Below are 25884 nucleotides of genomic sequence, written 5' to 3'. Positions count from 1 at the left end.
GTAAATGAAACTATTAATGATTGATGACGACACTGGCCTTTGTGAGCTATTAAGTGAATATTTAACTGCCCAAGGCTTTGAAATACAAAGCGTACACGACGGTGAACAAGGCCTTAAACTAGCACAAGCAAATGACTACGCCCTGATATTGCTAGATGTAATGTTACCAACGCTTGATGGTTTTGAAGTACTTAAACAACTTAGGCAAACAAAACTCACACCGGTAATAATGCTTACAGCAAAAGGTGAAGACTTTGACCGTATTTTTGGTCTAGAGCTAGGCGCTGACGATTACATTCCAAAGCCTTTTAATCATCGTGAATTACTAGCCCGCGTAAAAGCGATAACTCGCCGTATAGAGCACATTAATAGCTTAAATGTAGCTACAACGAGTAAGTTACTCGTTAATGGCATTACTGTTAACCTTGCAGCTCGAGAAGCCTCAATAGACGGCTCTATATTAACCCTTACTGGTACAGAGTACGAAATACTCACGCTATTGTGTAAAAATGCAGGTGAAGTGGTTAGTAAAGAGCAAATTAGCGAAGAAGTATTAGGTAGGCGTTTAGCTTCTTTTGATCGCTCTATCGATATGCATGTAAGTAATATCCGCAAAAAAATAGCAGAGCATATTCCAGGTGAGCGAATTAAAACAATGAGAGGTACGGGTTATGTCTTTATCCAAGGCGAATAAAAGCACTTACTTTGCTTGGTTAAAACACCCTGGGCACTACCTGTTTTTTAAAATATTTATTTGGTTTTGGTTAACTATAATCGGCACCGTTGCAGCGCTTATATTTTTAAGTAACATTACCGCTATTAACGCGGTAACTAACGAGCCGCTTTATGGCCCTATGAAAAAAAACTTAATATATACCGCCAAAAGTATTGAGCGCACTGCAATTAAACATAAGCGCAGCCTAAGCGATGTATTAGTACACCCTCGCCTATCAAAGCGTAAACTTTTATATTTAAGCGCAGCTCAAAGCGAAGACTCCCTTAGTAGTAAAGAGGTACCAGAGAGCATCGATTTAAGTTTATTAAACTTTACTCAAAATATGTCACCACAGATTATTTTTACTGAAAAATATCAAGCCTTCGGCCCTGTTAATATAAACGTGCCTGAAGGAAGTTTTTATCTTTATGAAATAGATATTAACCATCAACCCCCGCTAATAATGCGCTTTAAGCTTATGCCTAATTGGATGAAAATAGTCATCGCAATTGTTGCCTCTCTTATTTTAAGCTTTGTATTTAGCCGTAACTTAATAGCCCCTATAAATAGCCTTAAAAAAGCAGCTATTAAACTATCAGCGGGCAACCTAAGCGCAAGGGCCGACATTTCTGTAAACCGAAAAGATGAGCTGGGAATACTTGGGCGAGACTTTAACAGCATGGCCAATCAGTTAGAGCTTTTAATTAGTTCACAAAAACGCTTATTAGCCGACATATCACATGAGTTACGCTCGCCCCTTACGCGTTTAAAAATGGCTACTGGTCTTGCGCAAATGCAAGCTAACGACGCCAGCCAATCGTATTTATTACGCATAGAAAAAGAAGCTAACCAACTTGATAAGATGATTGCAGACGTGCTGCAAGTTTCTCGCTTAGAAGCAAAAAGCCAAGCGCTTTCACTGCAAAAACAATCATTACAAATAATTGTAGATCACGTTATTAACGATGCGCAGTTTGAAGCAAAACAAAATAATAAGCAGCTAAATATAGTGGGCGCTGTAGAGGTAAATATTAATTGCGACGAAACACTTATTGCCAGTGCGCTTGAAAACCTACTTCGTAACGCTATTAAATACGCAAACAATACAATTAGCATTACTCTAAAGCACACAGATGCCATTTATATAGAAATATGTGATGATGGCTCTGGTGTGCCCGACGACCAACTGAGCAAGCTTTGTGAGCCCTTTTTTAGGCAATCAGATGCGCGGGATCGCGTAAGTGGTGGTACGGGTTTAGGGCTGGCGATTGCTAAAAATGCTATTACTGCGCATGGTGGCAGTTTAGTATTATCAAATAAAGAACTAGGTGGCTTGTGTGCTAATATAACCTTGCCATTAATAAAAGAGTAAAGCATGTTTTATAGTTCAGAAGCCCAGCTTGAGAGCAATCAAGAGGCCATTAATGTTTTTTATACTTCAAAATTAATTAAAAGCTACTTAGATACGCCATCAGGAAAGCTATTTTACGCATACGCAATCCCTAAAAACGCGACAACCGCAATAGTAGTAAGTACAGGGCGTATTGAAGGCCTAGAAAAATATAAAGAACTGCTATGGGAGCTGTATAGCAATAATTTTGCTGTGTTTATTATGGATCATCAAGGTCAGGGCCGCTCTTACAGGCACCTTAAAAATAAACATAAAGGCTTTGTAAAACATTATAATAACTACAGCAGTGACCTAAATAACTTTGATCAGCAAATAGTCTCAAAACATTGGCAAGGTAAAAAAGTCATGCTGGCTCATTCAATGGGTGGCGCCATTGCTATTGATTATTTAGCAAAATTTGAAAATAGCTATAAAGGCGTGTTTTTGTCTGCTCCTATGTTTGATATTTTTACAAAAGACGTACCCAAAATACCAACGAAGTTTATTGTTAAATTAGCCACTTTACTTGGTTTACACTCTTGCTATGCATTTGGACAAGGCAACTACAACCCGATCCCATTTACCGAAAACGTACTTACTAGCAGCGAGAAGCGTTACACCTACTTTAGGCAAACCTATAAATTAGAACCTAATATACAATTAGGTGGCGTTACGTTTGGCTGGTTAGCAGCTACAATATCGTTTTTAAAGTCTGTTGATAACCTAAACGTACCAATCCCTTTGTTTATAGCAAGTGCAGCTAACGATACAGTGGTAAACAACAAAGCACAGTACAGTCTTGCAAAAAGGCATGCTCATGCAACGATTGAGAATTTTGAAGGGGCTAAACACGAGCTACTTTTTGAACGTGACGAAATTCGAAAGCCGCTATTAACTAACTTTTATCAATTTTGTGAGTCGGTGACGGCTTAACAAGTACTGACAAAGGGTCGAGGTGGATCAGTATATCTACCTCCGACTCAAAACGTTCTTTGAGCATTGCCTCTACTTCATCAGCCACATTGTGCGCGCGAATCAAACTTAAATGATCATCAAGCTCTAAGTGCATTTGAATAAACTTAACTTTTCCGCCTTGGCGAGTACGAATATCATGCACGCCATGTACATCAGCATGGGCTCTGGCAATGTCAAATATGCTTTGCTTTTCATCATCAGGAAGTTCTTTATCCATTAAGTGATCGGCACTATCGCGAGCTATATCCCAGCTGTTATAAAGCAAGTAACCCGCTACACCTATTGCAAAAATAGGATCTGCATACAACACGCCATAATAAGCTAACAAAATAGCTAACAGCACCGCAGCGTTTAATATTAAATCGCCTTTGTAATGTACTGAGTCGGCTTTTATAGCAATTGAATCGGTATACTTAACCACTTTGTTTTGTACAAATACAATGACGAGTGTACACGCAATAGCAAAAATACTTACCCACACACCTAATAAAGAATGGCTTAACTGTATAGGGTTAAATAATCGCTCAATACCATGAAAAGCAAGTAGGCAACCTGATCCAGCAATAAATGCGGCTTGGCCAAGTCCTGCAAGTGCTTCAGCTTTTCCGTGCCCAAACCTATGGTCATCATCCGCTGGGCGCAGTGCGTAACCCAACACTAAAAAGCTCATAGCGGTGGCAGTAATATCCATTAACGAATCAGTTAACGAGCCAAGCATTGAAGCCGAGCCAGAAGCCAGCCAGGCCCATGTTTTTGCGCCGATCATTAAGCTAACCATGACCATGGTAACAATGCTGGAAGTTTTAACCCAAAATTCGTAGCTACGGTTATGCACGCGTGTATCCATTAATCACTGTATTGAATGTGTTGAGTATATCATTTTTTTAAAAGGTTTCGTGTATACTGCCCTTCGTCAAACTACAGATTATTTTATAAGGCTCATTATGCTGGATATTGTTTTATACCAACCTGAAATACCGCCTAACACTGGTAATATTATTCGCCTATGTGCCAATACTGGCTATGCATTACATTTAATTGAGCCATTAGGTTTTGAATGGGACGATAAACGCGTGAAACGTGCGGGCCTTGATTACCATGAATTTAGCCATGTTCAACGCCATGCCTCATTTGAGGACTACCTTGAAAAATGCAAACCTAAAAAAGTGTATGCCTGTACAACTAAAGGCAGTCAATTTCATCATGAAGCAAGTTACGAAGCTGGCGACTGTTTGGTGTTTGGCCCTGAAACACGCGGCCTGCCTGATGAAATGATTCAAGCATTACCAAACGATCAGCGTGTACGTATTCCTATGCAAGCAAATAGCCGTAGTATGAACCTGTCAAATGCAGTCGCGGTGTTTGTTTACGAGTCGTGGCGTCAGTTGGGCTTCCCTAACGCACAGTAAATATAATCCGTTAAGCAAAAAAAAACCGACATAGTGTCGGTTTTTTATTTAAGGCCTAGCTCAAGCGCTTATTCAGCGCGTTGTTCTCGTCCTAAAAGAGCCATAGCGGCTTCTTTCATGTCTTTATTTTCATAAAGTACTTTATAAATTTGCTCAGTGATTGGCATTTCTACGCCAGCACGCTGCGCTAGTAAATACACTTCTTTAGTGTTTCTAAAGCCTTCAACTACTTGGCCAATAGACTCAATAGCAGCATCAACGCTCTCGCCTTTACCTAACGCCAAACCAAATCGACGATTACGAGATTGATTGTCGGTACAGGTGAGTATTAAATCACCAAGGCCTGCCATTCCCATAAAGGTTTCTGGCTTAGCACCCAGAGCACAACCTAAACGAGTGAGCTCTGCAAGGCCTCGGGTAATGAGCGCGGTACGCGCATTAGCACCAAAACCTACACCGTCCGAAATACCGGCACCAATTGCAATTACATTTTTAACCGCACCACCGAGCTGTATACCAATAAAGTCATCATTGTTATACACACGGAATGAGCGACCACAATGAAGTAAATCGGCCAGCTGCTGAGCAAATTCAGGTGACGTTGAAGACACTGAAATAGCTGTAGGTGACCCCATCGCCATTTCTTTTGCAAACGTAGGACCCGAAAGTACCGCAAGTGGAATGTCATCACCCAATTCTTGCAAAGCAACTTCTTGTAACAAACGTCCAGTATTAGGCTCAAGCCCTTTAGTTGCCCACGCTACTTTAGCACCCTCTTGCAATGCAGGTTTTATCTGCGCAAGCGTGTCGCCAAAAGCATGGCTTGGCACAACAACAAGTACAATAGCACTGCTAGCAACGGCATGTTGTAAGTTAGCTTCAAGAGTAAGAGTATCTGGGAAAGGAGCATCAGGTAAGTAACGTTGATTTTTCCGCTCAGCTGCAAGCGTGGCAACGTCGTCGCTATTTCTTCCCCAAAGTGTCACCTGGTGACCATTTCGGGCTAAACAAATAGCAAGGGCGGTGCCGTAAGACCCCGCCCCTAATACAGTAACAGCTGTAGTTGCTGTACTCATAAGTTATGCGTCTGCTGAAGCCTGGTCAGCTTGCGCAGTACGTTGTTGCATGTATTGTGCAAATAACGCATCAAAATTAACTGGCGCAAGGTTAAGCTGTGGGAAAGTACCACGGTTAACAAGGTTTGAAACAGCTTCACGTGCATATGGAAATAATACGTTAGGACAAAATGCACCTAGCATATGCGCAAGTTGCACTTCTTCAACTTCAGCAATAGTAAAAATACCTGCCTGTTGAATTTCACATAAGAACGCAGTTTCTTCACCAATAGATGCAGTTACAGTTAGCGCTAAAACAACTTCAAATACACCTTCGTCCAACTTGTTTGAGCGTGTATCTAGGTCTAGCTTAACTTCTGGTGTCCATTCTTTTTGGAAGATGGCCGGAGAGTTTGGCGTTTCAAACGATACATCTTTAGTGTAAATGCGTTGAATAGTAAATTGTGCGCCAGCTTCTGCAGCTGCTACGTTTTGATTTTCTTCGTTCATTGTTATTCCTAACTTGTTCGTTATTATAATTAAATTAAGCGTTTAGCTTAGCGTCAAGTTTACCTTGCGCTTCAATAGCCATCATGTCGTCGCAGCCACCGATATGTTCATCATTAATAAAAATTTGCGGTACTGTGCTTGCACCACCTGCTTTGGCAATCATTTCATCGCGTAGCTCAGGCTGCACACCAATATCATAATTTGTGTATTCAACGCCTTTGCTGTTTAAAAGCGAAAGAGCACGCTGACAAAATGGACAATACGCCTTGGTGTATAAAACAACATTACTCATAATAAATCCTCTATCGGCCTAGCTAAACTGGTTAGCGACCTGTTGTAGTTGGTAAGCTGGCAGATTGCCACGCACCCATGCCACCTGCTAATAAGTAAACTCGTTCAAAACCAGCTTTACTCATAGCGGCTGCAGTACCTTGGGCAGTCATACCTGTAGTACATACAACTATAATGGGTTTAGTCTTGTACTTTTCAAGGCTTGAAAAGTCAGATTTTTTCGCATTCTCTGGGCTTAAATGCTCAGCACCAGAAATACGCCCTGCATTAAACTCTTTTTGCGCACGTATATCGATTACTTGACCGTCATCACGGTTAATAAGTAACGTAAGCTGCTGGGGATTTATTTGACGAACAGCTGAAAGCTTACTTTTTATCCAGCCACTAACAATAAGGAAAACAATACCAACCCAAGCAAGGCTTAAAATGGGATGATTTGTAATAAATTCAATATATTGATCCATTCTACTTCCACTATGAAATTATGTTTTAAAACGTGATGTTTTAAATGTTTTGTACTTTAGCCACGCAAGTATACCCAAACCAACCTAAAATGCGAGTTTAGGAGCACTTAGAGACGTTTAAAAAACGATAAAGCCCCCCATATATAGTTAACAGAACTCTGGATAATAAATCTATCTCAAGCAGAGTTCATGTTAGTCAATAAGGTATAAGTAAAAATATTTAATATCTTGTTTTCAATGCTGATCCTAGCTTAAAAACACGGTATGCTAAAACCACGCTAATAAACCTTTTTAGGTGCACAGTATCCATCAACAGATACTAATTTTCAGGAGCTATTATGACAGAGCATAAAAAACCACTGGTATTAATGATTTTAGACGGTTGGGGACACCGCGAAGATACGCAAAGTAATGCTATTCTTGCAGCTAACACACCTGTATTAGACAACTTATGGGCCACCCGCCCACACACATTAATATCTGCTTCGGGTTTAGATGTTGGTCTTCCTGATGGTCAAATGGGTAACTCAGAAGTTGGCCATGTAAACTTAGGTGCTGGGCGCATTGTGTATCAAGATTTTACCCGTATCACCAAGGCAATTAACGATGGCGAGTTTGATTCAACCCCAGCCTTAGTTGAAAACATAGACAAAGCAGTAAGTGCTGGTAAAGCGGTTCACATAATGGGTCTTTTAAGCCCAGGTGGTGTGCATAGCCATGAAGATCATATAGTTGCAAGTATTGAGCTGGCGGAAAAACGTGGTGCTAAAGAAGTCTATTTCCATGCATTTTTAGATGGCCGTGACACACCTCCACGTAGCGCAAAAGCATCAATAGAACGAATTGAAGCGTTATTTAGTAAACTTAAGTGCGGACGTTTAGCATCACTTATTGGCCGTTACTACGCAATGGACAGAGACAACCGTTGGAACCGTGTAGAAAAAGCTTACAACGTAATGACGCTCGCCGAAGGCGACTTTAACTTTGATAATGGTGTTGAAGCACTTAATGCAGCGTACGAGCGCGACGAAAACGACGAGTTTGTAGCAGCTACGACTATTACGCCAACAGGTGCCACTCCGGCTTCAATAAACGATGGCGACACCGTTATTTTTGCTAACTTTAGAGCAGATAGAGCCCGCGAAATTACCCGCGCTTTTGTTGAGCCTGAATTTGATGGTTTTACTAAAAAAAGAACGCCAGAGCTTAGCGCATTTGTAATGATGACAGAGTATGCAGCCGATATAGACGCACCTGTTGCATTTGGACCTACACCACTAATAAACGTACTTGGTGAATGGTTTGAAAAAAATAATAAAACACAGCTTCGTATTTCAGAAACCGAAAAATACGCACACGTTACGTTTTTCTTTAGTGGCGGACGTGAAAGTGAATTTAAAGGTGAAACACGCGAGCTAATTCCTTCGCCGCAAGTAGCAACCTACGACCTACAACCTGAAATGAACTCAGAAATGCTAACCGACAAACTAGTAGAAGCAATTAAAAGCGGTAAATACGATGCTATTATTTGTAACTACCCTAATGGCGATATGGTTGGTCACTCAGGTGTATTTGAAGCTGCTGTTAAAGCTTGTGAAGCTGTAGATAGCTGTATCGGACGTGTTGTTGATGCACTAGAAGAGTTTGGTGGTGAAGCACTAATTACAGCCGATCATGGTAATGCTGAGCAAATGGCTGATCTCAAAACTGGCCAAGCACATACTGCCCACACTAGCGAACCGGTGCATTTTATTTATGTAGGTCGCGATGCAGAGCCAATGCAAGGTAAAGCCTTAAGTGATGTAGCCCCAACAATGCTTCACTTAATGGGTATGGAGCAACCAAAAGAAATGACTGGTACGCCTATCATGATGTTGAAATAACACATGAATAAACGTATTAACCGGTTAATTAAGTGCGGTTTGATACTAACTTCATTAGTGGCTGCATCTGCAGTTGCTAATGAAGATCGTACTAAAAAAGATTTATCAGAGGTTCAAAATGCACTTGAGCAAAGCCAAGCTGAATATAACGCCCAAAGAAAAAAAATAGCGTCGCTACAAAAAAATCTAAAAAGCCATGAACTCGATATAGCTAAAAATGCTAAAGCACTTAACATGGCAGAGCAATCCGTAAAAGAGACTAAAACACAGCAAAAAGAGTTACAAAGTAAAGCCGATGAGCTTGATAAAAAGCACACTCAGTTTCAGAAAATTTTAGCCGCGCAACTCAAAAGTGCCTATATGGCCGGTGGCGACGACTACTCTAAAATGCTGTTGAATCAAGAAGACACAGCCAAGTTTGAGCGCACACTTAGCTATTACAATTACTTAAATAAAGCCCGTATTGAACAAATCGAAGATCTAAAAGATCTCCAACAGCAAATAGTACAAAACCAAGAAGAGCTTGTTAAAACACAAGAAAAACTAGAGCTTTTATTTGATGAACAAAAAAGGCGTCAAACTGCATTACTTAATGCGCAAAGTGAACGCCAAGCAAATCTTAAAAACTTACAAGCTCAGCTCAACAGCACTAAAAGCTCAATAAATTATTTAAAAGAAAACCAACAAACTTTAGTAACAACGATTAAAGAGCTCGAAAAAGAAAAAACTCAAAAAATAGAATTACTTGGCCTAAATAAAAGCAAGGGAAAATTAGACTGGCCGAGCAAAGGCAAGTTAGAGCACACATTCGGCCAACGTAAACATGGTGGTATTGATTGGAAAGGCGTATTAATTGGTGCAAAAGAAGGTACTAATATTAATAGCGTGCACAACGGGCAAGTTGTATTTGCCGATTGGCTAAAGGGTTATGGATGGGTAATTGTTGTAGACCATGGTGAAGGTTTTATGAGCCTATATGGCCACGCTCAAACGCTACTAAGAGATGTAGGGGATATGGTACGTGAAGGCGAAACCCTCGCTTTAGTAGGCCAAAGCGGCGGACAGGCAAGTTCTGGTCTATACTTTGAAATACGCCACAAAGGACGCGCAGTAAATCCTGTAAAATGGTGCAAACGTATTTAATTAGATAAATCGCTGCACCGCCTTGGAGCAGCTGATGACAACTAAAAAACACACAATATATACAGTTAATAAAAAAAGTGCAGGCTTTTATATAAGTCTGTACTTACTTGTGTTACTAACCCTAATTACCTTTACTAGTAATGCACTAGCAAGCTCAATTAAAGATCTTAAAAGACAACAAATAGACGAAATACTCTTTAACATTCATACCTATTACGTTGAAGATCTCACCTTACAAAATAGCCACCATATTAAATATAACAACCAACAGTTTGAGCGTTTATATTCAAAACTCGACTCCTATTCTAAGTACTTAAATGAGTATGAATTAGCCTCATTATTTGATAACACAAATGGTCGTTACACAGGTATTGGTATAGAAGTTAAAAACATAGACGAGAATATGACTATTGTTAACGTGGTTAATAATTCGCCCGCAAAAGCGGCAGGTATTTTACCAGGCGATATTATTGTAAGTGTAAACAACAACGCAGCCCAAAACCGTACTATCGACGAAGTAGCAACACTAATAAGAGACAGTGAATTTTCGAATATAGATATAATTGTAAATCGCGATAACAATAAAAACCCACTCACTTTTCATGTCACACGTCGCCAAATAAACCTCGAAAGTGTAACAAGCGAACTTTTAGATTTTGGAACTGGTTACATAGCTATCAATAACTTCTCTAACCACACATTACATGAAGTTGCACTACAAGTTGCCGCCCTGCAAAGCCATTTTGGCTACCCACTTAAAGGCTTAGTAATTGATTTACGTGATAACCCAGGGGGGACGTTACAAAGCGCAGTGGCTGTATCAGACCTATTTTTACAAAGTGGCACTATAGTGACGACTAAAGGACGTTTTTACGATGCCAACCAAGCATTTTATGCAAAGCGTGGAGACATTCTAAAAAATGCGCCCATAGTTGTGCTTATAAACGAAAATTCAGCCTCTGCAGCCGAAATACTCGCAGCAGCACTTAAAGATAATAAACGAGCAACCATTGTTGGCAGCCAATCTTTTGGGAAAGGCTCTGTACAATCACTCATTCCACTCGGTGATGGCAATACCGCATTAAAGCTCACCACAGCGAAATACTTCACACCGTTAGGTAAATCGATTGATGGAATAGGAATAACCCCAGATGTGGCGGTTAATCAAACAAACCTTTCACAAAGTAATAAAGCCGTTATAATAAAAAATGAACACACTAACAATAATGCGCAATTACTTACTGGTAATCTAACCGATTTACAGTTGGTTAAAGCAAAACAATTACTCAGCATGCAATAGCTTGTATAAGCTGTATAAATAAAGCTAAAAAGATAATAAAAACTATAAACGTGAAAATAATAAAATGGCTAACATTAGTTATTTGTTTTAGCTCTGCAACAATTAGCGCCAAGCAAATAGCAATAGTGATAGACGATATAGGCTATCATCAACGGGACTTAGAGTTCCTTTCCTTACCTGGGCAATTGTCGTATTCAATTTTGCCCCATACCCCTTATTCGCAAATTTTTGCAACACTTGCCAGTCAATCAAATAAAGAGTTATTGCTTCATGTACCTATGCAAGCACTTAACGGTAAAGAACTAGGGCCTGGTGCGCTTACTTTAAATATGAATAAAGAGCAGCTTCAGCAAACTCTTGGAACCGCTCTCGCTAGTTTACCGCAAGTTAAAGGCGTTAATAACCACATGGGCTCAGCGCTTACGCAAAAAAGCCAAGCTATGAAGTGGACAATGGAAGTACTTAAAAAGCGTCATTTATATTTTTTAGATAGTCGCACAACCGATTTGAGTCAAGCACAAAATGCCGCTAACTTTTTGGGTGTTGCTAATATTAGTCGCCAAGTGTTTTTAGACAACATAACTACACCAGAACAACTGCAACTAAGGCTTGAAGAGTTAAAACAATTAGCCATTTCCCATAGCTTTGCCATTGCAATTGCTCATCCCTACCCTGAAACCATCGAATTTTTACGCCATGCCTTACCAGAGCTAACTAAGCAAGGTTTTGAACTCGTACCGGTTTCGCAATTAGTTGAACGTAAGTACATTCAGTTAGCGCATGCTGAGGGAAAAGGAGTGAGTGCTAGGTAATATAGCTTTAAATAATGCTATATCCGAATAATAAACTAATACCAATTCGCTTAATTAAGTGGTCTATTTTAAGGGCGGAAAAACGTGTTAATAGCTAGGCAAAAATTCGCTATTTAGTTGCTCTAAATGAGAATTTTTTAACGCAGGTAGCAACACGTTTAGTCCCGTAAAATCATTAAGTATTATTGCGGACTGGTATAACCATTCAATAATGCAGAATATCGGTATTACTTAATTAGATATTTTATCGTTGGGTTTCGCTTCGCTCACTCCAACCTACTCAAAAGCAAAAAGCCCCGCATTTTCATGCAGGGCTTTTTAAATTTTGCTGCTTGAGCAATATTAGCTCATAGCGCTTTGTAACTTTTTCATCGCTGTTTTTTCAAGCTGACGGACACGCTCAGCAGATACACTATACTTTTGTGCAAGCTCCTGAAGCGTCGCTTTATCATCAGACAACCATCGTGCGCTAACAATATCTTGCGAACGCTCATCTAGTGTTTTAAGTGCGCTAAATAAACGAGTATGCGCTTGCTCTTTCCACTGCTCTTGTTCAACGTCGTCAGCTAAGTCAGCTGCGCCATCTGTTAAATACTGTACTGGAGAGTATGTACTTGTTGGTGCATCGTCGTTATCGTCACCAGTTAGGTCAAAGCCCATGTCTTGGCCGCTCATGCGCGATTCCATTTCACGTACTTCTTTTTCACTCACACCTAGCTCGCTAGCAACAGTGCTAACCTCAGCTTGGTTGAACCAGCCTAAACGCTTTTTGTTTTTACGAAGATTAAAAAACAATTTACGTTGCGCTTTAGTGGTTGCAACTTTAACTATGCGCCAGTTTTTAAGAACAAACTCGTGAATTTCGGCTTTAATCCAATGCACTGCAAACGACACTAAACGTACACCCACTGTAGGGTCAAAACGTTTAACCGCTTTCATCAGGCCTATATTACCTTCTTGAATAAGGTCAGCTTGTGGTAAGCCGTATCCCGAGTAGCTTTTAGCAATATGTGCTACAAAGCGTAAATGCGACATAATGAGTTGCTTGGCAGCACTAAGATCGCCTTCTTCCTGAAGTCTTTTAGCAAGTTCTTGCTCTTGTTCAACTTTAAGCATAGGAATAGTGCTTACCGCTTGAAGGTAACCGTCCATGCTTGCGCTTTGTTGTCCGACTGTAAGTGCCATTGCGTATAAATCTTTACTCATTTTTCACCTCGGTGATAAACATTTGAAACTATCTTAGCACTCTTTATCTAAGAGTGCTAACCCCAATTTAAAACTTTTTAAAAGTATAAATCAAGCAGTTTTTAGTATGTGCTTAGTCTACTACAAGCGACTGAATAAGTGATGAATTGAGGGATTGCAGCCAATTAACCTAACCGCATCACCTTATTTACAACTCATTACTTTATGGGAGGATAGTACACAAATATGACAGTTTTAATAACGGGAGGTACAACCCAGTCCGATACGATACGCATATCAAGCTGGGTTGGTTCACTTATAGTTTGCAGGGGTTTTTATACTTTATCGGGTTCTATTTCTTTAATATATCGATTTACAGAAAGGTACGATCCTACAAATCCTAAGCTTGTTGCTAGTAACACTAAAAAGCCGAGTTCATTAAGCGATAATCCTATTAACGAAAAACTTGTTTGATACACCCCCGCCACACTGCTCACTGCGCTTGAAAGCCACCACATCATCAAACCTACACATATAAAGGCAAACAAACCACCTATTACACCATACCAAATACCGGTCCACAAAAATGGGGCATGTATAAAGGTGTTCGTTGCGCCTACTAGCTTCATTACTTGTATTTCTTCTTTTTTATCCATGATCGACAAACGAATGGTGTTACCAATAATAAGTGTCACTGAGGTAAGTAGTAATAATGCGATGGTTATTACACTTTCTTTAAGTAAATCTAGTAATGCATTTAAACGCTCTAACCAGGCTATATCGAGCTTACCAAAATCAACTTCACGTTCACTTTCTAATTTAGTTAGCAGTACTTTAGCGGCATTTGGGTGTCTGTGACGTTTTGTTGGAGTAACGAGCACCACATCCGGTAATGGATTTTTATCTAAATACTCCAAAGCTTGCCCAAAGCCAGATACGTCTTTAAATTCAGTTAATGCCTGTTGTTTTGAAATAAACTCAACACTTTCCACTTCTGGGTAAAGTGCTAAACGCTTTACTAATGTTTGCGTTTCTTGCTCGTTCATACTTTCTTTAACGAACAACGATATTTCACTCGCCTCCTCAAAGCCACTACTCACTTGCTGTACGTTTTTAACGACTAAGTAAAGTGTTGCAGGTAACGTTAGGCTCAAACCAAGTACAGCGATAGTCATCATAGATGCAAGCGGCGTGCGCCACATTTCACCTAAGCTATGCACACCTTGGCGAAAAATATTAATAATAAAAAAATAACTGCCAGCTAATACTGATTTTTTTTGCTTGTCATTACTATTTTGGCGACCTTTAAAAAGTAAACTCATAGTGCCCCCTCAGCAAGCGGGTCTTGAAGCATACGGCCATCTTTTAAGGTTAAGCTGCGATACTTCATACGTGCAACCAAACCCAAATCATGCGTTGCGATAAGAACAGTGGTACCGTGTTTATTAAAGTCTTCAAACAACTTGAGTATTTCCATTGAAAGCTCTGGGTCAAGATTACCTGTTGGTTCATCAGCTAGTAAAATTGGTGGGGAGTTTACAATAGCTCTGGCAATACCAACACGTTGTTGTTCGCCTCCAGAGAGCATTGAAGGATGACATTTAATTTTGTCAATTAGGCCTACCTTGTCAAGCGCACCATGAACCCGTTTAGCTATTTGCTTATGGTGAGTCCCCTCAATAATGAGAGGTAATGCCACGTTATCAAAAATAGTGTAGCGCTCTAATAACCTATGATTTTGAAAAATAATACCTATATCACGACGAGCATAAGGAATTTGACGCGAGTTTACTTTGTTTAAATCAACACCGTTGATAAATACACTACCTGCTGAAGGACGTTCCATTAAGCTAATTAACTTAAGCAACGTACTTTTACCCGCACCACTGTGGCCAGTTAAAAAGGCAAGTTCACCCGGTTTAATATGAAAATTAACTTTTTCGAGGGCGCGGTGCCCTCCAGGATAGGTCTTACTTACTTGCTGAAAATTTATCATCTTTTTATTATGCCAACTCCATTAACACATTAATGAAATTAGTATTCCTCGCAATTAAAAAGGGAGCTAGCTCCCTTTTTTGGTAAATTAAACGTCGTCCTCATCTTGGCTAAATAACGCATCAATAAAATCATCGCTTTTAAAAGCGCGTAAATCATCAATACCTTCACCAACACCAATGTAACGAATTGGAATATTAAACTTATCTGCAACCGCAAAAATAACACCACCCTTTGCAGTTCCATCAAGTTTTGAAAGCGTAATACCAGTTAAGCCAACACATTGATTAAACAGGTTTACTTGGCTAATTGCATTTTGCCCTGTGCCTGCATCGATAGTTAACATCACTTCGTGCGGCGCATCAGGATCAATCTTTTTCATTACACGAGCTATTTTTTCAAGCTCTTGCATTAAATTATCTTTATTTTGCAAGCGTCCAGCTGTATCAGCAATTAACACGTCTATATTACGTGCTTTAGCCGCTTGGAATGCATCAAACACAACTGATGCACTATCTGCACCTGTATGCTGTGCAATAACGGGAATGCTGTTACGTTCACCCCAAACCTGAAGCTGCTCAACAGCTGCCGCTCTAAACGTATCACCAGCAGCCAGCATAACCGACTTACCTTCGTTTTGAAATTGCTTAGCCATTTTACCAATAGTCGTTGTTTTACCAACACCATTTACGCCTACCATTAAAATAACAAACGGCTTTTTATCTTCGCTTATGACTAAAGGCTGTTCTGCCGTTTTAAGCATCGCAGCCATTTCTTGTTTCATTAACTCATAAAGCGCATCACCATCTTTTAACTGTTTACGGTTCGCTGCATCAGTTAAACGATCAATCAACTTCATGGTGGTATCAACGCCTAAATCGGCGGTGAGTAATTGAGTTTCAAGATCTTCAAATAATTCGTCGTCTATTTTTTTTCCACTAAAAATAGACGCAAAACCAGAACCTATATTAACGCGAGTCTTTAACAAGCCTTTTTTAAGACGAGAGAAAAACCCTTCTTTTTTTGGCTTTTCGGCTTTTTTAGCTTCTTCAATTGCAAGTTCTGCTGTGATACGTTCTTGTTCTAAACGCTCATTTTCTGCTTTTTCAGCTACAATACGTTCTTGCTCTAAACGCTCATTTTCTGCTTTTTCAGCCGCAAGGCGTTCTTGCTCTAAGCGTTCATTCTCTGCTTTTTCAGCTGCAAGGCGTTCTTGTTCTAAACGCTCGTTTTCTGCTTCTTCAGCTGCAATACGTTCTTGCTCTAAGCGTTCATTCTCTGCTTTTTCAGCTGCAAGGCGTTCTTGTTCTAAACGCTCATTTTCTGCTTGTTCAGCTGCAATACGTACTTGCTCTAAGCGCTCATTTTCTGCTTTTTCAGCCGCAATGCGTTCTTGCTCTAAAAGCATCTGCGCTTCTTGTTCTGCTAAGCGCTTCGCTTGCTCTTGCCTTTGAGCTTCAGCGTCCGCTTGTTCTTTTGCTAATAACTCAGCATTCGCTTGCTCTATTGCAAGCTTTTCGGCTTTGATCGCCTCATCTTGTTTTTCAAGGCGTATTTGCTCTAGTCGCTCAGCCTCTACTTTTTCTGCCGCTAATCGTTCTTGCTCTAAGCGCATCTCTTTTTCTTGATCGGCTAAACGTTGCGCATGTTCTTGTCTTTGCGCCTCGGCATCTGCTTGCTGTTTTGCAAGCAATTCAGCATTGGCCTGCTCAATGGCAATTTTTTCCGCGTTTTCAGCACGCTGGCGTTCTTGTTCTAAACGCTCTGTTTCAGCCTCTGCTTTTAACCGTTCAGCTTCAGCTTGCTCCTGCGCTAGTTTTTCTTGCTCTAAACGTGTTGCTTCAATTTTTTCAGCAGCGATACACTCTTGCTCTAAGCGCTCTGTTTCAGCCTCAGCTTTTAAACGATCAGCTTCAGCTTGCTGCGCTAGTTTTTCTTGCTCTAGCTTCTGCGCCTCTTCTTGCGCTAATACTTGTTGTTTATCAGCTGCTGCTTTTTGCTCTGCTTCTTTTTTATCTGACTTGCCAAAACCGAGCCACGACATGAATTTACTTTTTTTTGTCATACTTGCTAATAACCACTTATAAAAATCTGATAAACTAAAATTTGAAATAGCTTGGCAATGCCCAGCAATAGTTGCTAATAAATACAACCATTCAAAACGTAAGTGTTCAATAGTAACACTTTTAATGCGGTTGAAAAATGAAGCTACACGTAATCGCCCATAATATTATCTGAGCTAGATACCATATACCATTTTTTAGTGAGCTAAATGAGAAAAAAAACAACGCAAAATAAAGCTACTAACAAGCCCAGTGATGGCTTTATTAGAGTGATTAGTGGTCAATTTCGAGGCCGTAAACTCCCTGTTAAAAACGTAGAAGGCTTGAGACCTACTACCGATCGAATTAAAGAAACTGTATTTAATTGGCTAATGCAAGATACGCGTGACGCAAATGTACTTGATTGTTTTGCAGGTTCTGGTGGATTGGGATTTGAAGCACTATCTCGATTTGCTAAAAGCGCTACATTTATCGAACTCGACTCATTAGCCGCTAAGCAATTAGAACAAAACATTAGCACTTTAAAGCTCGACAACGCATACGTTAAACATACCAATTCGCTCTCCTTTTTAGAGCAAAAAAACACAAACAAAGCCTTTAATCTTGTATTTGTTGACCCACCATTTCGTAAAGATTTAGCGCAAACAACCTGCGATTTATTAGAAAAAAACCAATGGTTAAGCAACGACGCATTAATTTATGTTGAAGTAGAGGCAGAGCTAGCCGCCTTAGAAACACCAACCAACTGGTTGTTAATTAAAGAAAAAAATGCGGGGCAAGTACTTTGCCAACTGTACCAGCGCCAAGCAAATTAATACTGTTTAACGTAATGCGTTTCTGTTAATATTGTCCTTTACATGTGGTGTTGCTTCGGATTACAATACCGCACCATTTTTGAACCACTTGATCAATGTTTGATCAACTTGAGCAACGCTCATAATTTAGGTAGGTGAATTTTTAATGCCAGTAATTAAAGTAAGAGAGAACGAACCGTTTGACGTAGCACTTCGTCGCTTCAAGCGTTCATGTGAAAAAGCAGGAATCCTTTCAGAAGTTCGTCGTCGCGAGCACTATGAAAAACCAACAGCTGAGCGTAAGCGTAAAAAAGCTGCTGCAGTTAAACGTCACATGAAAAAACTTTCTCGTGATAACGCTCGTCGCGTTAAATTATACTAATATATTAGGTCTTGTATAAATGAGCCTTTTAATAACGCTAAAAGATGCGCAAAAAGATGCGATGAGAGCTAAAGACAAGCAACGTCTTAACCCTATTCGTATGGTACTTGCTGCAATCAAGCAACGTGAAATTGACGAGCAAATAACGCTAGACGACGCAGGTATTACCTCCGTTATAGTGAAGCTTGTTAAACAACGTCGTGACTCTTACACTCAGTACAAAGATGCTGGGCGTGATGATTTAGCTGATATTGAAGCCAATGAAATAGTAGCGCTTGAAACTTTTTTACCTCAACAATTGAGTGAAGAAGAAATAATTGCTCTCATTGACGCGGCTATTGCTGATACTAATGCAGCAGGTATGCAAGACATGGGTAAAGTAATGGGTATAATCAAAAGCAAAGCTGAAGGTCGAGCCGATATGGGTAAGATTTCTGGTTTAATTAAGCAACGATTAACTGCCTAATACTCCCACATACATTAAAGTATGATTGAAGTAAACCGAGCCTAGCGCTCGGTTTCTTTGTTTTTAACTTTAATAAAAAGTACACCGATTAGGTTACTTTGAAATGAAATTTTTTATAGCTTCCCTATTTATTTCGCTGTCATTTTGGTAAGTTAAAGCACACTATATTTTGCATCAAGCAAGTATAAAAAAGTAAATTTCATATTCGTTCTTCTTCTTATTATTTCAGGACTGTATTTTACTAATGGCCGGAAAGATCCCACGTAACTTTATAGACGATTTACTTGCCAGAACCGATATTGTCGACCTGATAGACTCAAAAGTAGGTCTAAAAAAAGCAGGTAAGGATTATCAAGCTTGCTGCCCATTTCATAACGAAAAATCTCCCTCATTTACTGTATCGCAAGACAAACAGTTTTATCACTGCTTTGGGTGTGGCGCTAATGGTAATGCAATTTCGTTTGTAATGGAGTACGAAAAGCTAGAGTTTGTAGATGCTATTGAAGAAATAGCTAGCATGCTTAACTTAGAAGTACCTCGAGAACAAGGCGCAAATTCAGCACCAGAGCGTACGGCTGCGCAAAAGCGCTCCGATTACGACTTAATGCTTCATACTGCTCGCTTTTATCAGCACCAATTAAAACACCATAGTAATTCTGCTGCTGTTATTGAGTATGTTAAAGGCCGTGGTTTAAGCGGTGAAACTGTTAAAAAATTTATGATTGGCTACGCTCCCAGTGAATGGGATGGGCTATGCCTACAGCTTGGTCGTAATAAAGAACAAAAAGAGCAATTAGTTGAGCTAAAGCTAGCTTCAGAAAAAACACCAGGCAGACAATTTGATTTTTTCCGCGATCGCCTAATGTTCCCTATTCGCGATAAACGCGGACGCGTTATTGCATTTGGTGGGCGTGTAATGCAAGCCGACCAAGGGCCAAAATATCTAAACTCGCCAGAAACCCGAATTTTCCATAAAGGCTTTGAGCTTTATGGGCTTTACGAAGCAAAGCAAGCCCATAAAAAACTTGATCATGTAATGATTGTTGAAGGTTATATGGATGTTGTTGCCTTAGCTGAACAAGGGATTGAATATGCAGTTGCATCACTGGGGACAGCAACAACAAGCGAGCACATGCACACTTTATTTAGAACTACTGATAAAGTAATCTGTTGTTACGATGGCGACAGGGCTGGCCGTGATGCAGCTTGGCGGGCACTTGAAAATGCACTCCCTTATTTAAACGATGGTAAAGCACTACAATTTGCATTTTTACCCGATGGCGAAGACCCTGACTCGCTTGTACAAAAAGAAGGTAAGGAGCAATTCGAATTGCGCCTAAGCCAAGCAGATGACTTTACCAAAGTATTGTTTAATAAATTAAGCCAAGAAGTTGATTTAACACTCGATTCAGGAAAAGCTAAACTTCTTAGTGCAGCACTTCCACTAATTGAAAAAATTCCAAGTGAGTTTTATCAAGAAAACATTCTTGAACAATTAGGACGCTTAATTGGCAGAACGCGTGAGCAGTTGAATAGCCGTTTAAAAACGCCTAAACAACAACACTCTATTGAACGTAAATTTAAAATAACACCTATGCGCCAAGCTATCGGTATATTGATCCAGCACCCTAATTTAGCTAAAAGTGTGCCGTATTTACCTGAGCTTGCACAAATGAACATTGCTGGCATAGGGCTGTTATTACGATTACAAGAACAAGCTTTAGAAAAAGAAAATGTGACCACTGCGCAACTGCTCGAGTTTTTTCGAGGAACTGAAGATTACGAGCCATTAATCAAGCTTGCAACGTGGCAACATGAAATAAATGAAGAACGTTTAGAGACGGTTTTTAAAAATACTTTCAAGTTTATTGAAGATCAGTGTTTAAATTATCGACTCGAGACCCTATTAATAAAGGACAAGACACAAGGCCTTAGTAGCGATGAAAGGCTCGAGTGTCATTTGTTAATGACAGCGTTAAAAGCGACTAACAGTTAGGGTCTGTTTATCTTTCGAGGTTAAGTTTACAGCAGTGTGTTTGGTATTTAGACAAGACAGAGCCTATTTATGTGGTTATTCCACATAAATAGGCGATAACGCAGCATAAATGCCAAACACGCGCTGCCTTTGGGTTCGACCCAAGGGAGGTTTACTCTTTGTTGCTCGGTTTTTACTTAGCCCACTAGGTTACAAACCTCGCGCCGCGATTAAACCACCCTTGGATAGAACAAACTTTAATCCTGAAAGACCAACAGACCCTAGTCAAAATTGATTTAAACTGTTATACTGTGCTATTCACTGCGTCACATTATTCTAGTTAGCTTTAATGCAAACTACATGATGGCGCCTGTTGTATCAACTTATCAGAGTGGAAGAAACAATCTCTATGGATCCAACTCCTCAGTCACAATTAAAACTTCTGATTCAGAAAGGTAAAGAGCAAGGCTACTTAACTTTTGCAGAAGTAAATGATCACCTTCCACAAGACATTATAGACTCAGATCAAGTAGAAGATATCATAAGCATGATTAATGACATGGGTATCAAGGTTAGCGAAAACGCGCCTGATGCTGATGAATTAATGATGCAAGAAACAACGACAGACGAAGACGCAGCTGAAGCTGCCGCTGCAGCCCTTGCGACTGTAGAAAAAGAAATTGGCCGTACAACGGATCCAGTTCGCATGTACATGCGTGAAATGGGTACTGTTGAACTTCTTACACGCGAAGGCGAAATTGTAATCGCTAAACGTATTGAAGAAGGCATTAATCAAGTACAGATTTCTGTTGCAGAGTACCCTGAAGCAATCACTTACCTACTAGAGCAGTGGGATAAGTTTGAAGCTGAAGAAATGCGTTTAAGCGATATTATCGTTGGCTTTATCGATCCTAATGAAGATACAGCGCCAATTTCAGCAACTAACATCGGTTCAGAATTAAGTGCTAAGCAACTTGAGGACGACGATAAAGATGACAAAGATGATGCTGATAGCGATGATGAAGATGAAGAAGAGATAGACACAGGGCCAGATCCTGAAGAAGCTCGTATTCATTTTGAAAATTTACGTGATTTATATAATAAAGCACGTGATACGTTTGAAGCTAAAGGTCGTTCGCATCCTGAATCACAAGCAGCCATTTTTGAAATTGGTGAGCTTTTCAGAACATTTAAATTAATACCTAAACAGTTTGACCGCATGGTAAATAACATGCGTGAAATGATGGATCGTGTTCGTGTTCAAGAACGCCTAATCATGAAGCAAGCTGTTCAAATTGCTAAATTACCAAAGAAAACATTCGTTAAGCATTTTGCTAATAACGAAACTGACGCTTCTTGGGTTGATTTAGAAATTTCAGGTAACGAAAAGTATTCAGCTAAACTTGAAGAAGTTAAGCCAGAAATCATTCGTAGCATTAATAAATTATCTGTTATTGAACAAACAACAGGTTTAAGCATTGAGCGTATTAAAGACATCAACCGTCGAATGAGTATAGGTGAAGCGAAAGCACGCCGTGCGAAAAAAGAAATGGTTGAAGCTAACTTACGTCTTGTAATCTCAATTGCTAAAAAATACACAAACCGTGGCTTACAATTCTTAGATTTAATCCAAGAAGGTAACATTGGTCTGATGAAAGCGGTTGATAAGTTTGAATATCGCCGTGGTTATAAGTTCTCTACTTATGCTACGTGGTGGATACGTCAAGCAATCACACGCTCTATTGCTGACCAAGCAAGAACAATCCGTATCCCTGTGCATATGATTGAAACGATTAATAAACTTAACCGTATCTCTCGTCAAATGTTACAAGAAATGGGTCGTGAGCCAAATCCAGAAGAATTAGCAGAACGCATGATGATGCCTGAGGATAAAATCCGTAAGGTACTTAAGATTGCTAAAGAGCCAATTTCAATGGAAACACCAATCGGTGATGATGAAGATTCTCACTTAGGTGACTTTATCGAAGATACAACTATTGATTCGCCAATCGATTCGGCAACAATGGAATCTCTTCGTGGCGCAACTAACGATGTACTTGCAGGCTTAACAGCTCGTGAAGCTAAAGTACTACGTATGCGTTTTGGTATTGATATGAATACCGACCACACCTTAGAAGAAGTAGGTAAACAGTTTGACGTAACACGTGAACGTATTCGTCAAATAGAAGCGAAAGCACTGCGTAAATTACGCCACCCTTCTCGCTCAGATTTACTGAAAAGCTTTTTAGACGCTAAATAATTTAGCGCTACTATATAAACTAAAAAGGCCGCTATAGCGGCCTTTTTTCTATTTGAAGGAAATAACCATGGCTTGGATCCAAATTCGTATTAATGCCAATGCTGCAACAGCTGATGCCGTAAGCGATCTATTAATGGAAGCGGGTAGCGCTTCAGTAACCTTTATTGACGCAAAAGACACCCCTATCTACGAGCCTAAAATTGGCACCGTTGTGTTCTGGGCTGATACCACAGTTATTGGCTTATTCGAAGCTAATCATGATATGAACGCAGTCGTTGCGTTATTGAAGCGCCATGATGAGCTAAAAGACAATTTAGTATACAAAATAGAGCAACTTGAAGATAAAGACTGGGAACGTGAATGGATGGATAACTTCCACCCTATTCAATTTGGCGAAAAACTATGGATTTGCCCAAGCTGGCGCGACATTCCTGACCCTGATGCAGTAAATGTATTGCTAGACCCTGGCCTTGCTTTTGGCACGGGCACACATGCAACAACGGCCTTGTGCCTTAAATGGTTAGAAAGCCAAGATCTGACGGGTAAAACGGTTGTTGATTTTGGTTGTGGCTCAGGCATTTTAGGTATTGCAGCTATAAAATTAGGTGCAGAGCGTATGATTGGGATAGATATTGACCCTCAAGCGCTTGAAGCAAGCCTTGATAACGCGAATCGAAATGGTGTTGCAGACAAACTCGAAGTATACCTTCCAGAAAACCAACCTGAGTTTAGTGCAGATATAGTAGTGGCCAATATTTTAGCCCAGCCACTTCGCGAATTACATAGTGTGATTTTAGGGTTATTAAAGCCAGGTGGTAAAATTGCCATGTCGGGTATTTTAGAAGAACAAGCGCAATCGGTTGCTGACATTTATGCACCGTTTATTGAACTAGATGACATTGCCGTTGAAGGTGATTGGACTCGAGTAAGTGGCACTAAAAAAGCGTAATAAATCGAACAATCAAATCTAGAGCATTAACTCAAAACATGCATGTAAAGCCTGTATTTAACAGGCTTTACTATTTTTTTACATATCCAAAAACTTTCTAGTTATCTTGTAAAAAATAAAATCTGTATGAATTTCAAACAAATCAACCTACTTGTCATGTGGTTATCAAATGTCAATACGAAAAGGGCAAAAAAAAGTTACTTTTGTTCAATTTATAGCCTTTGATTTTTGTGAAAAAAACCGTAAACTTAGCGCCCCTTGAAAAGAGGCCTATTGAATATAGTGCGTATCGGTAAATACCAACTTGAGAATAATGTAATTGTCGCGCCAATGGCAGGCATTACAGACAGACCATTTAGACAACTTTGTCGACGCTTAGGTGCGGGCTTAGCTGTGTCTGAAATGCTATCGTCAAATCCTAAGGTTTGGAAAACAGAAAAGTCGATGAACCGTATGGATCACAGCGGTGAGTCGGGTATACGCGCGGTGCAAATTGCAGGAGCAGATCCTGAGCTTATGGCGCAGGCCGCACAATTCAATGTTGCTAATGGTGCACAGATCATAGATATCAATATGGGGTGCCCAGCAAAAAAAGTGAACAAGAAACTCGCAGGCTCTGCCTTATTACAGTTTCCTGAACTTGTGGAAGAGATTATTGATGCAGTCGTTAACGCTGTAGATATACCTGTAACACTTAAAATCCGTACAGGATGGGATCCGGATAACCGTAATGGTGTAGAGATTGCGAGAATAGCTGAACGTTATGGCATTGCATCACTTGCTGTACATGGGCGTACGCGCGCATGTATGTACAAAGGTGATGCTGAGTACGCCACGATTAGGGATATAAAACGTTCAGTGTCGATTCCTGTTGTTGCCAATGGTGATATTACATCACCAGAAAAAGCAAAACAGGTTTTAGACTATACGGGTGCAGATGCCATTATGATTGGCCGAGCCGCCCAAGGTCGCCCTTGGATATTTAGGGAGATAGACCACTATTTGCGAACTGGGGAACATTTACAGCCGCCTGCTATTGCAGAGGTGCGCAGTATATTAATGGAGCATTTAACAAACCTCCATATGTTTTACGGTGAGCCAATGGGAGCGCGAATTGCTCGCAAACATGTATCTTGGTATTTGCAAACCCATGACAGTGATGGTCAGTTTAGGCGAGTATTTAATGCGCTCGACAACCCACAGGCACAGGTCGTCGCATTAGAGCAATACTTTAAAACACTAGCAGCTAACTAAGAAAGAAAGAGACTTAATAATGTTCGAACAAAACGTGACTTCTCCATTTATCACTAACCCTCATGTTCAGTCACACGAGAAACCGCAGCCATTGCGTGATGCAGTAAAAAAAGCTGTTCACCACTATTTAAAGCAGCTTAACGGTCAAGATGTGCAAGACGTTTACGACCTTGTTCTTTCAGAGCTAGAAGCGCCATTACTTGAAGAAGTAATGACATATACACGTGGTAACCAAACTCGTGCAGCAATTTTACTAGGTATCAACCGTGGTACTTTACGTAAAAAGCTTAAAAAATACGGCATGAACTAATACCAATTATGTTGAAAGCGTAAGTATTCTAACGAGCTAAACAAGCCCATAACGTCGTCAAAAGTTTTTTATGTAGAATAACTACACTGCAAAATTTTTGCCTTGTTATAGACTTGTTTTTCTATCGTTATTACTACTTACTAATCCAATACAACTGGTATTATGCAAAAAAAGCACCTTAGGGTGCTTTTTTTATGCCTACAGTTTATTAACTAAATTGCAAAATGCTCACGCTTATTGAGCCTTTATAAGTCGTTTTTTGAGTAGTAATCAGTTAAAATGCCTGCTTCTAAGCTAGCTCATT

Annotated in this window: 25 protein-coding genes; 16 read left to right on the top strand and 9 right to left on the bottom strand. The window is 40.0% G+C overall.

Translation table 11 applies throughout. The annotated features are described in order from the left end of the window. Nucleotides 1-4: 4 nt before the first annotated feature. From H5122_RS15765 to H5122_RS15755, 3 genes are read left to right on the top strand one after another with little or no spacing between them, the layout of a single operon-like run. Nucleotides 5-694 (top strand): response regulator, encoded by a 690-nt coding sequence (locus H5122_RS15765; RefSeq protein ID WP_182671429.1) that lies wholly within the window; start codon nucleotides 5-7, stop codon nucleotides 692-694. Further along, complete coding sequence (locus H5122_RS15760; protein ID WP_182682558.1) at nucleotides 672-2087, top strand: ATP-binding protein; 1416 nt, start codon at nucleotides 672-674, stop codon at nucleotides 2085-2087. The genes H5122_RS15765 and H5122_RS15760 overlap by 23 nt, the downstream gene beginning before the upstream one ends. A 3-nt stretch (nucleotides 2088-2090) precedes the next feature. After that, nucleotides 2091-3038, top strand: a complete 948-nt coding sequence (locus H5122_RS15755) for an alpha/beta fold hydrolase (protein WP_182682559.1) — start codon at nucleotides 2091-2093, stop codon at nucleotides 3036-3038. Here the strand turns inward: H5122_RS15755 and H5122_RS15750 are convergent. Further along, nucleotides 3001-3864 (bottom strand): cation diffusion facilitator family transporter, encoded by an 864-nt coding sequence (locus tag H5122_RS15750; RefSeq protein ID WP_076914922.1) that lies wholly within the window; start codon nucleotides 3862-3864, stop codon nucleotides 3001-3003. The two genes, H5122_RS15755 and H5122_RS15750, sit on opposite strands and share 38 nt — an antisense overlap. 160 nt (nucleotides 3865-4024) lie before the next feature. Between H5122_RS15750 and trmL the strand changes: the two genes are divergently transcribed. Beyond that, entirely contained in the window at nucleotides 4025-4489 is a 465-nt protein-coding gene (gene trmL / locus H5122_RS15745) for a tRNA (uridine(34)/cytosine(34)/5-carboxymethylaminomethyluridine(34)-2'-O)-methyltransferase TrmL (RefSeq protein WP_002957780.1), read from the top strand. 68 nt (nucleotides 4490-4557) lie between these two features. Here trmL and gpsA read toward each other — a convergent pair whose 3' ends face one another. From gpsA to H5122_RS15725, 4 genes are read right to left on the bottom strand one after another with little or no spacing between them, the layout of a single operon-like run. After that, nucleotides 4558-5565, bottom strand: coding sequence for an NAD(P)H-dependent glycerol-3-phosphate dehydrogenase (gene gpsA / locus H5122_RS15740; RefSeq protein ID WP_024597561.1), 1008 nt, complete (start codon nucleotides 5563-5565; stop codon nucleotides 4558-4560). A 3-nt stretch (nucleotides 5566-5568) separates the two neighbouring features. After that, nucleotides 5569-6054, bottom strand: a complete 486-nt coding sequence (secB, locus tag H5122_RS15735; RefSeq protein WP_002957782.1) for a protein-export chaperone SecB — start codon at nucleotides 6052-6054, stop codon at nucleotides 5569-5571. A 34-nt stretch (nucleotides 6055-6088) separates the two neighbouring features. Continuing rightward, nucleotides 6089-6346: a glutaredoxin 3 gene (grxC, locus tag H5122_RS15730; protein ID WP_002957783.1), complete on the bottom strand. Its 258-nt coding sequence runs from the start codon at nucleotides 6344-6346 to the stop codon at nucleotides 6089-6091. A 31-nt stretch (nucleotides 6347-6377) separates the two neighbouring features. Further along, nucleotides 6378-6809 carry a rhodanese-like domain-containing protein gene (locus H5122_RS15725; protein WP_002957784.1) on the bottom strand — a complete coding sequence of 144 codons (432 nt, stop codon included), beginning with the start codon at nucleotides 6807-6809 and terminating at the stop codon, nucleotides 6378-6380. Between the two features lie 338 nt (nucleotides 6810-7147). On the opposite strand from H5122_RS15725, the gene gpmM reads away from it, so the two are divergent. From gpmM to H5122_RS15705, 4 genes are read left to right on the top strand one after another with little or no spacing between them, the layout of a single operon-like run. After that, nucleotides 7148-8692: a 2,3-bisphosphoglycerate-independent phosphoglycerate mutase gene (gene gpmM / locus H5122_RS15720; RefSeq protein ID WP_182682560.1), complete on the top strand. Its 1545-nt coding sequence runs from the start codon at nucleotides 7148-7150 to the stop codon at nucleotides 8690-8692. A gap of 3 nt (nucleotides 8693-8695) precedes the next feature. Next, nucleotides 8696-9835: a murein hydrolase activator EnvC gene (locus H5122_RS15715; protein WP_024603730.1), complete on the top strand. Its 1140-nt coding sequence runs from the start codon at nucleotides 8696-8698 to the stop codon at nucleotides 9833-9835. 34 nt (nucleotides 9836-9869) lie between these two features. Continuing rightward, the gene (locus H5122_RS15710) at nucleotides 9870-11135 is read left to right on the top strand and encodes a S41 family peptidase (protein WP_182682561.1); all 1266 of its coding nucleotides are present in this window, start codon (nucleotides 9870-9872) and stop codon (nucleotides 11133-11135) included. A 50-nt stretch (nucleotides 11136-11185) separates the two neighbouring features. Beyond that, on the top strand, nucleotides 11186-11947 hold the full coding sequence (locus tag H5122_RS15705; protein WP_100218332.1) for a divergent polysaccharide deacetylase family protein: 762 nt from the start codon (nucleotides 11186-11188) through the stop codon (nucleotides 11945-11947). A gap of 342 nt (nucleotides 11948-12289) precedes the next feature. Here H5122_RS15705 and rpoH read toward each other — a convergent pair whose 3' ends face one another. The 4 genes from rpoH to ftsY form a co-directional block, all read right to left on the bottom strand. Next, a complete protein-coding gene (rpoH, locus tag H5122_RS15700; RefSeq protein WP_002957791.1) occupies nucleotides 12290-13153 on the bottom strand; it encodes an RNA polymerase sigma factor RpoH in 864 nt (287 codons plus the stop codon). Nucleotides 13154-13467: 314 nt separating this feature from the next. Next, nucleotides 13468-14454, bottom strand: coding sequence for a permease-like cell division protein FtsX (gene ftsX, locus H5122_RS15695; protein ID WP_165744576.1), 987 nt, complete (start codon nucleotides 14452-14454; stop codon nucleotides 13468-13470). After that, the gene (ftsE, locus tag H5122_RS15690) at nucleotides 14451-15128 is read right to left on the bottom strand and encodes a cell division ATP-binding protein FtsE (protein WP_182682562.1); all 678 of its coding nucleotides are present in this window, start codon (nucleotides 15126-15128) and stop codon (nucleotides 14451-14453) included. Before ftsE ends, ftsX begins: the two co-directional genes overlap by 4 nt. A gap of 87 nt (nucleotides 15129-15215) precedes the next feature. Then, nucleotides 15216-17192 (bottom strand): signal recognition particle-docking protein FtsY, encoded by a 1977-nt coding sequence (gene ftsY / locus H5122_RS15685; RefSeq protein WP_182682563.1) that lies wholly within the window; start codon nucleotides 17190-17192, stop codon nucleotides 15216-15218. A 207-nt stretch (nucleotides 17193-17399) separates the two neighbouring features. On the opposite strand from ftsY, the gene rsmD reads away from it, so the two are divergent. The 8 genes from rsmD (at nucleotide 17400) to fis (ending at nucleotide 25580) form a co-directional block, all read left to right on the top strand. Further along, nucleotides 17400-18005, top strand: a complete 606-nt coding sequence (rsmD, locus tag H5122_RS15680) for a 16S rRNA (guanine(966)-N(2))-methyltransferase RsmD (protein ID WP_182682564.1) — start codon at nucleotides 17400-17402, stop codon at nucleotides 18003-18005. Nucleotides 18006-18150: 145 nt separating this feature from the next. Beyond that, complete coding sequence (rpsU, locus tag H5122_RS15675) at nucleotides 18151-18366, top strand: 30S ribosomal protein S21 (RefSeq protein WP_002957797.1); 216 nt, start codon at nucleotides 18151-18153, stop codon at nucleotides 18364-18366. Between the two features lie 19 nt (nucleotides 18367-18385). Next, entirely contained in the window at nucleotides 18386-18832 is a 447-nt protein-coding gene (locus H5122_RS15670) for a GatB/YqeY domain-containing protein (RefSeq protein WP_007376027.1), read from the top strand. Between the two features lie 244 nt (nucleotides 18833-19076). Beyond that, nucleotides 19077-20828, top strand: coding sequence for a DNA primase (gene dnaG / locus H5122_RS15665; RefSeq protein WP_165744708.1), 1752 nt, complete (start codon nucleotides 19077-19079; stop codon nucleotides 20826-20828). Nucleotides 20829-21216: 388 nt separating this feature from the next. Continuing rightward, entirely contained in the window at nucleotides 21217-23067 is a 1851-nt protein-coding gene (gene rpoD / locus H5122_RS15660; RefSeq protein ID WP_002957800.1) for an RNA polymerase sigma factor RpoD, read from the top strand. 67 nt (nucleotides 23068-23134) lie between these two features. Next, entirely contained in the window at nucleotides 23135-24016 is an 882-nt protein-coding gene (gene prmA / locus H5122_RS15655; protein WP_002957801.1) for a 50S ribosomal protein L11 methyltransferase, read from the top strand. A 282-nt stretch (nucleotides 24017-24298) separates the two neighbouring features. Further along, complete coding sequence (dusB, locus tag H5122_RS15650; RefSeq protein ID WP_024603689.1) at nucleotides 24299-25270, top strand: tRNA dihydrouridine synthase DusB; 972 nt, start codon at nucleotides 24299-24301, stop codon at nucleotides 25268-25270. 19 nt (nucleotides 25271-25289) lie between these two features. Beyond that, entirely contained in the window at nucleotides 25290-25580 is a 291-nt protein-coding gene (gene fis / locus H5122_RS15645; protein ID WP_002957804.1) for a DNA-binding transcriptional regulator Fis, read from the top strand. Nucleotides 25581-25884 lie beyond the last annotated feature (304 nt).

Source organism: Pseudoalteromonas sp. SG43-8, from assembly GCF_014164245.1.
Classification (GTDB): domain Bacteria; phylum Pseudomonadota; class Gammaproteobacteria; order Enterobacterales; family Alteromonadaceae; genus Pseudoalteromonas; species Pseudoalteromonas distincta.
The sequence above is the reverse complement of the archived record's forward strand: the minus strand, read 5'-3'. Positions and strand labels throughout refer to the sequence as shown.

What these genes read in the sequence shown, in the direction of transcription:
- secB (WP_002957782.1), bottom strand. Translation starts at nt 6,054, where the DNA reads ATGAACGAAGAAAATCAAAACGTAGCAGCTGCAGAAGCTGGCGCACAA.
- H5122_RS15765 (WP_182671429.1), top strand. Translation starts at nt 5, where the DNA reads ATGAAACTATTAATGATTGATGACGACACTGGCCTTTGTGAGCTATTA.
- ftsX (WP_165744576.1), bottom strand. Translation starts at nt 14,454, where the DNA reads ATGAGTTTACTTTTTAAAGGTCGCCAAAATAGTAATGACAAGCAAAAA.
- H5122_RS15750 (WP_076914922.1), bottom strand. Translation starts at nt 3,864, where the DNA reads ATGGTCATGGTTAGCTTAATGATCGGCGCAAAAACATGGGCCTGGCTG.
- H5122_RS15710 (WP_182682561.1), top strand. Translation starts at nt 9,870, where the DNA reads ATGACAACTAAAAAACACACAATATATACAGTTAATAAAAAAAGTGCA.
- ftsE (WP_182682562.1), bottom strand. Translation starts at nt 15,128, where the DNA reads ATGATAAATTTTCAGCAAGTAAGTAAGACCTATCCTGGAGGGCACCGC.
- rpsU (WP_002957797.1), top strand. Translation starts at nt 18,151, where the DNA reads ATGCCAGTAATTAAAGTAAGAGAGAACGAACCGTTTGACGTAGCACTT.
- H5122_RS15715 (WP_024603730.1), top strand. Translation starts at nt 8,696, where the DNA reads ATGAATAAACGTATTAACCGGTTAATTAAGTGCGGTTTGATACTAACT.
- H5122_RS15760 (WP_182682558.1), top strand. Translation starts at nt 672, where the DNA reads ATGTCTTTATCCAAGGCGAATAAAAGCACTTACTTTGCTTGGTTAAAA.
- fis (WP_002957804.1), top strand. Translation starts at nt 25,290, where the DNA reads ATGTTCGAACAAAACGTGACTTCTCCATTTATCACTAACCCTCATGTT.
- ftsY (WP_182682563.1), bottom strand. Translation starts at nt 17,192, where the DNA reads ATGACAAAAAAAAGTAAATTCATGTCGTGGCTCGGTTTTGGCAAGTCA.
- gpsA (WP_024597561.1), bottom strand. Translation starts at nt 5,565, where the DNA reads ATGAGTACAGCAACTACAGCTGTTACTGTATTAGGGGCGGGGTCTTAC.
- gpmM (WP_182682560.1), top strand. Translation starts at nt 7,148, where the DNA reads ATGACAGAGCATAAAAAACCACTGGTATTAATGATTTTAGACGGTTGG.
- H5122_RS15755 (WP_182682559.1), top strand. Translation starts at nt 2,091, where the DNA reads ATGTTTTATAGTTCAGAAGCCCAGCTTGAGAGCAATCAAGAGGCCATT.
- H5122_RS15670 (WP_007376027.1), top strand. Translation starts at nt 18,386, where the DNA reads ATGAGCCTTTTAATAACGCTAAAAGATGCGCAAAAAGATGCGATGAGA.
- rpoD (WP_002957800.1), top strand. Translation starts at nt 21,217, where the DNA reads ATGGATCCAACTCCTCAGTCACAATTAAAACTTCTGATTCAGAAAGGT.
- grxC (WP_002957783.1), bottom strand. Translation starts at nt 6,346, where the DNA reads ATGAGTAATGTTGTTTTATACACCAAGGCGTATTGTCCATTTTGTCAG.
- rpoH (WP_002957791.1), bottom strand. Translation starts at nt 13,153, where the DNA reads ATGAGTAAAGATTTATACGCAATGGCACTTACAGTCGGACAACAAAGC.
- dnaG (WP_165744708.1), top strand. Translation starts at nt 19,077, where the DNA reads ATGGCCGGAAAGATCCCACGTAACTTTATAGACGATTTACTTGCCAGA.
- H5122_RS15725 (WP_002957784.1), bottom strand. Translation starts at nt 6,809, where the DNA reads ATGGATCAATATATTGAATTTATTACAAATCATCCCATTTTAAGCCTT.
- rsmD (WP_182682564.1), top strand. Translation starts at nt 17,400, where the DNA reads ATGAGAAAAAAAACAACGCAAAATAAAGCTACTAACAAGCCCAGTGAT.
- prmA (WP_002957801.1), top strand. Translation starts at nt 23,135, where the DNA reads ATGGCTTGGATCCAAATTCGTATTAATGCCAATGCTGCAACAGCTGAT.
- trmL (WP_002957780.1), top strand. Translation starts at nt 4,025, where the DNA reads ATGCTGGATATTGTTTTATACCAACCTGAAATACCGCCTAACACTGGT.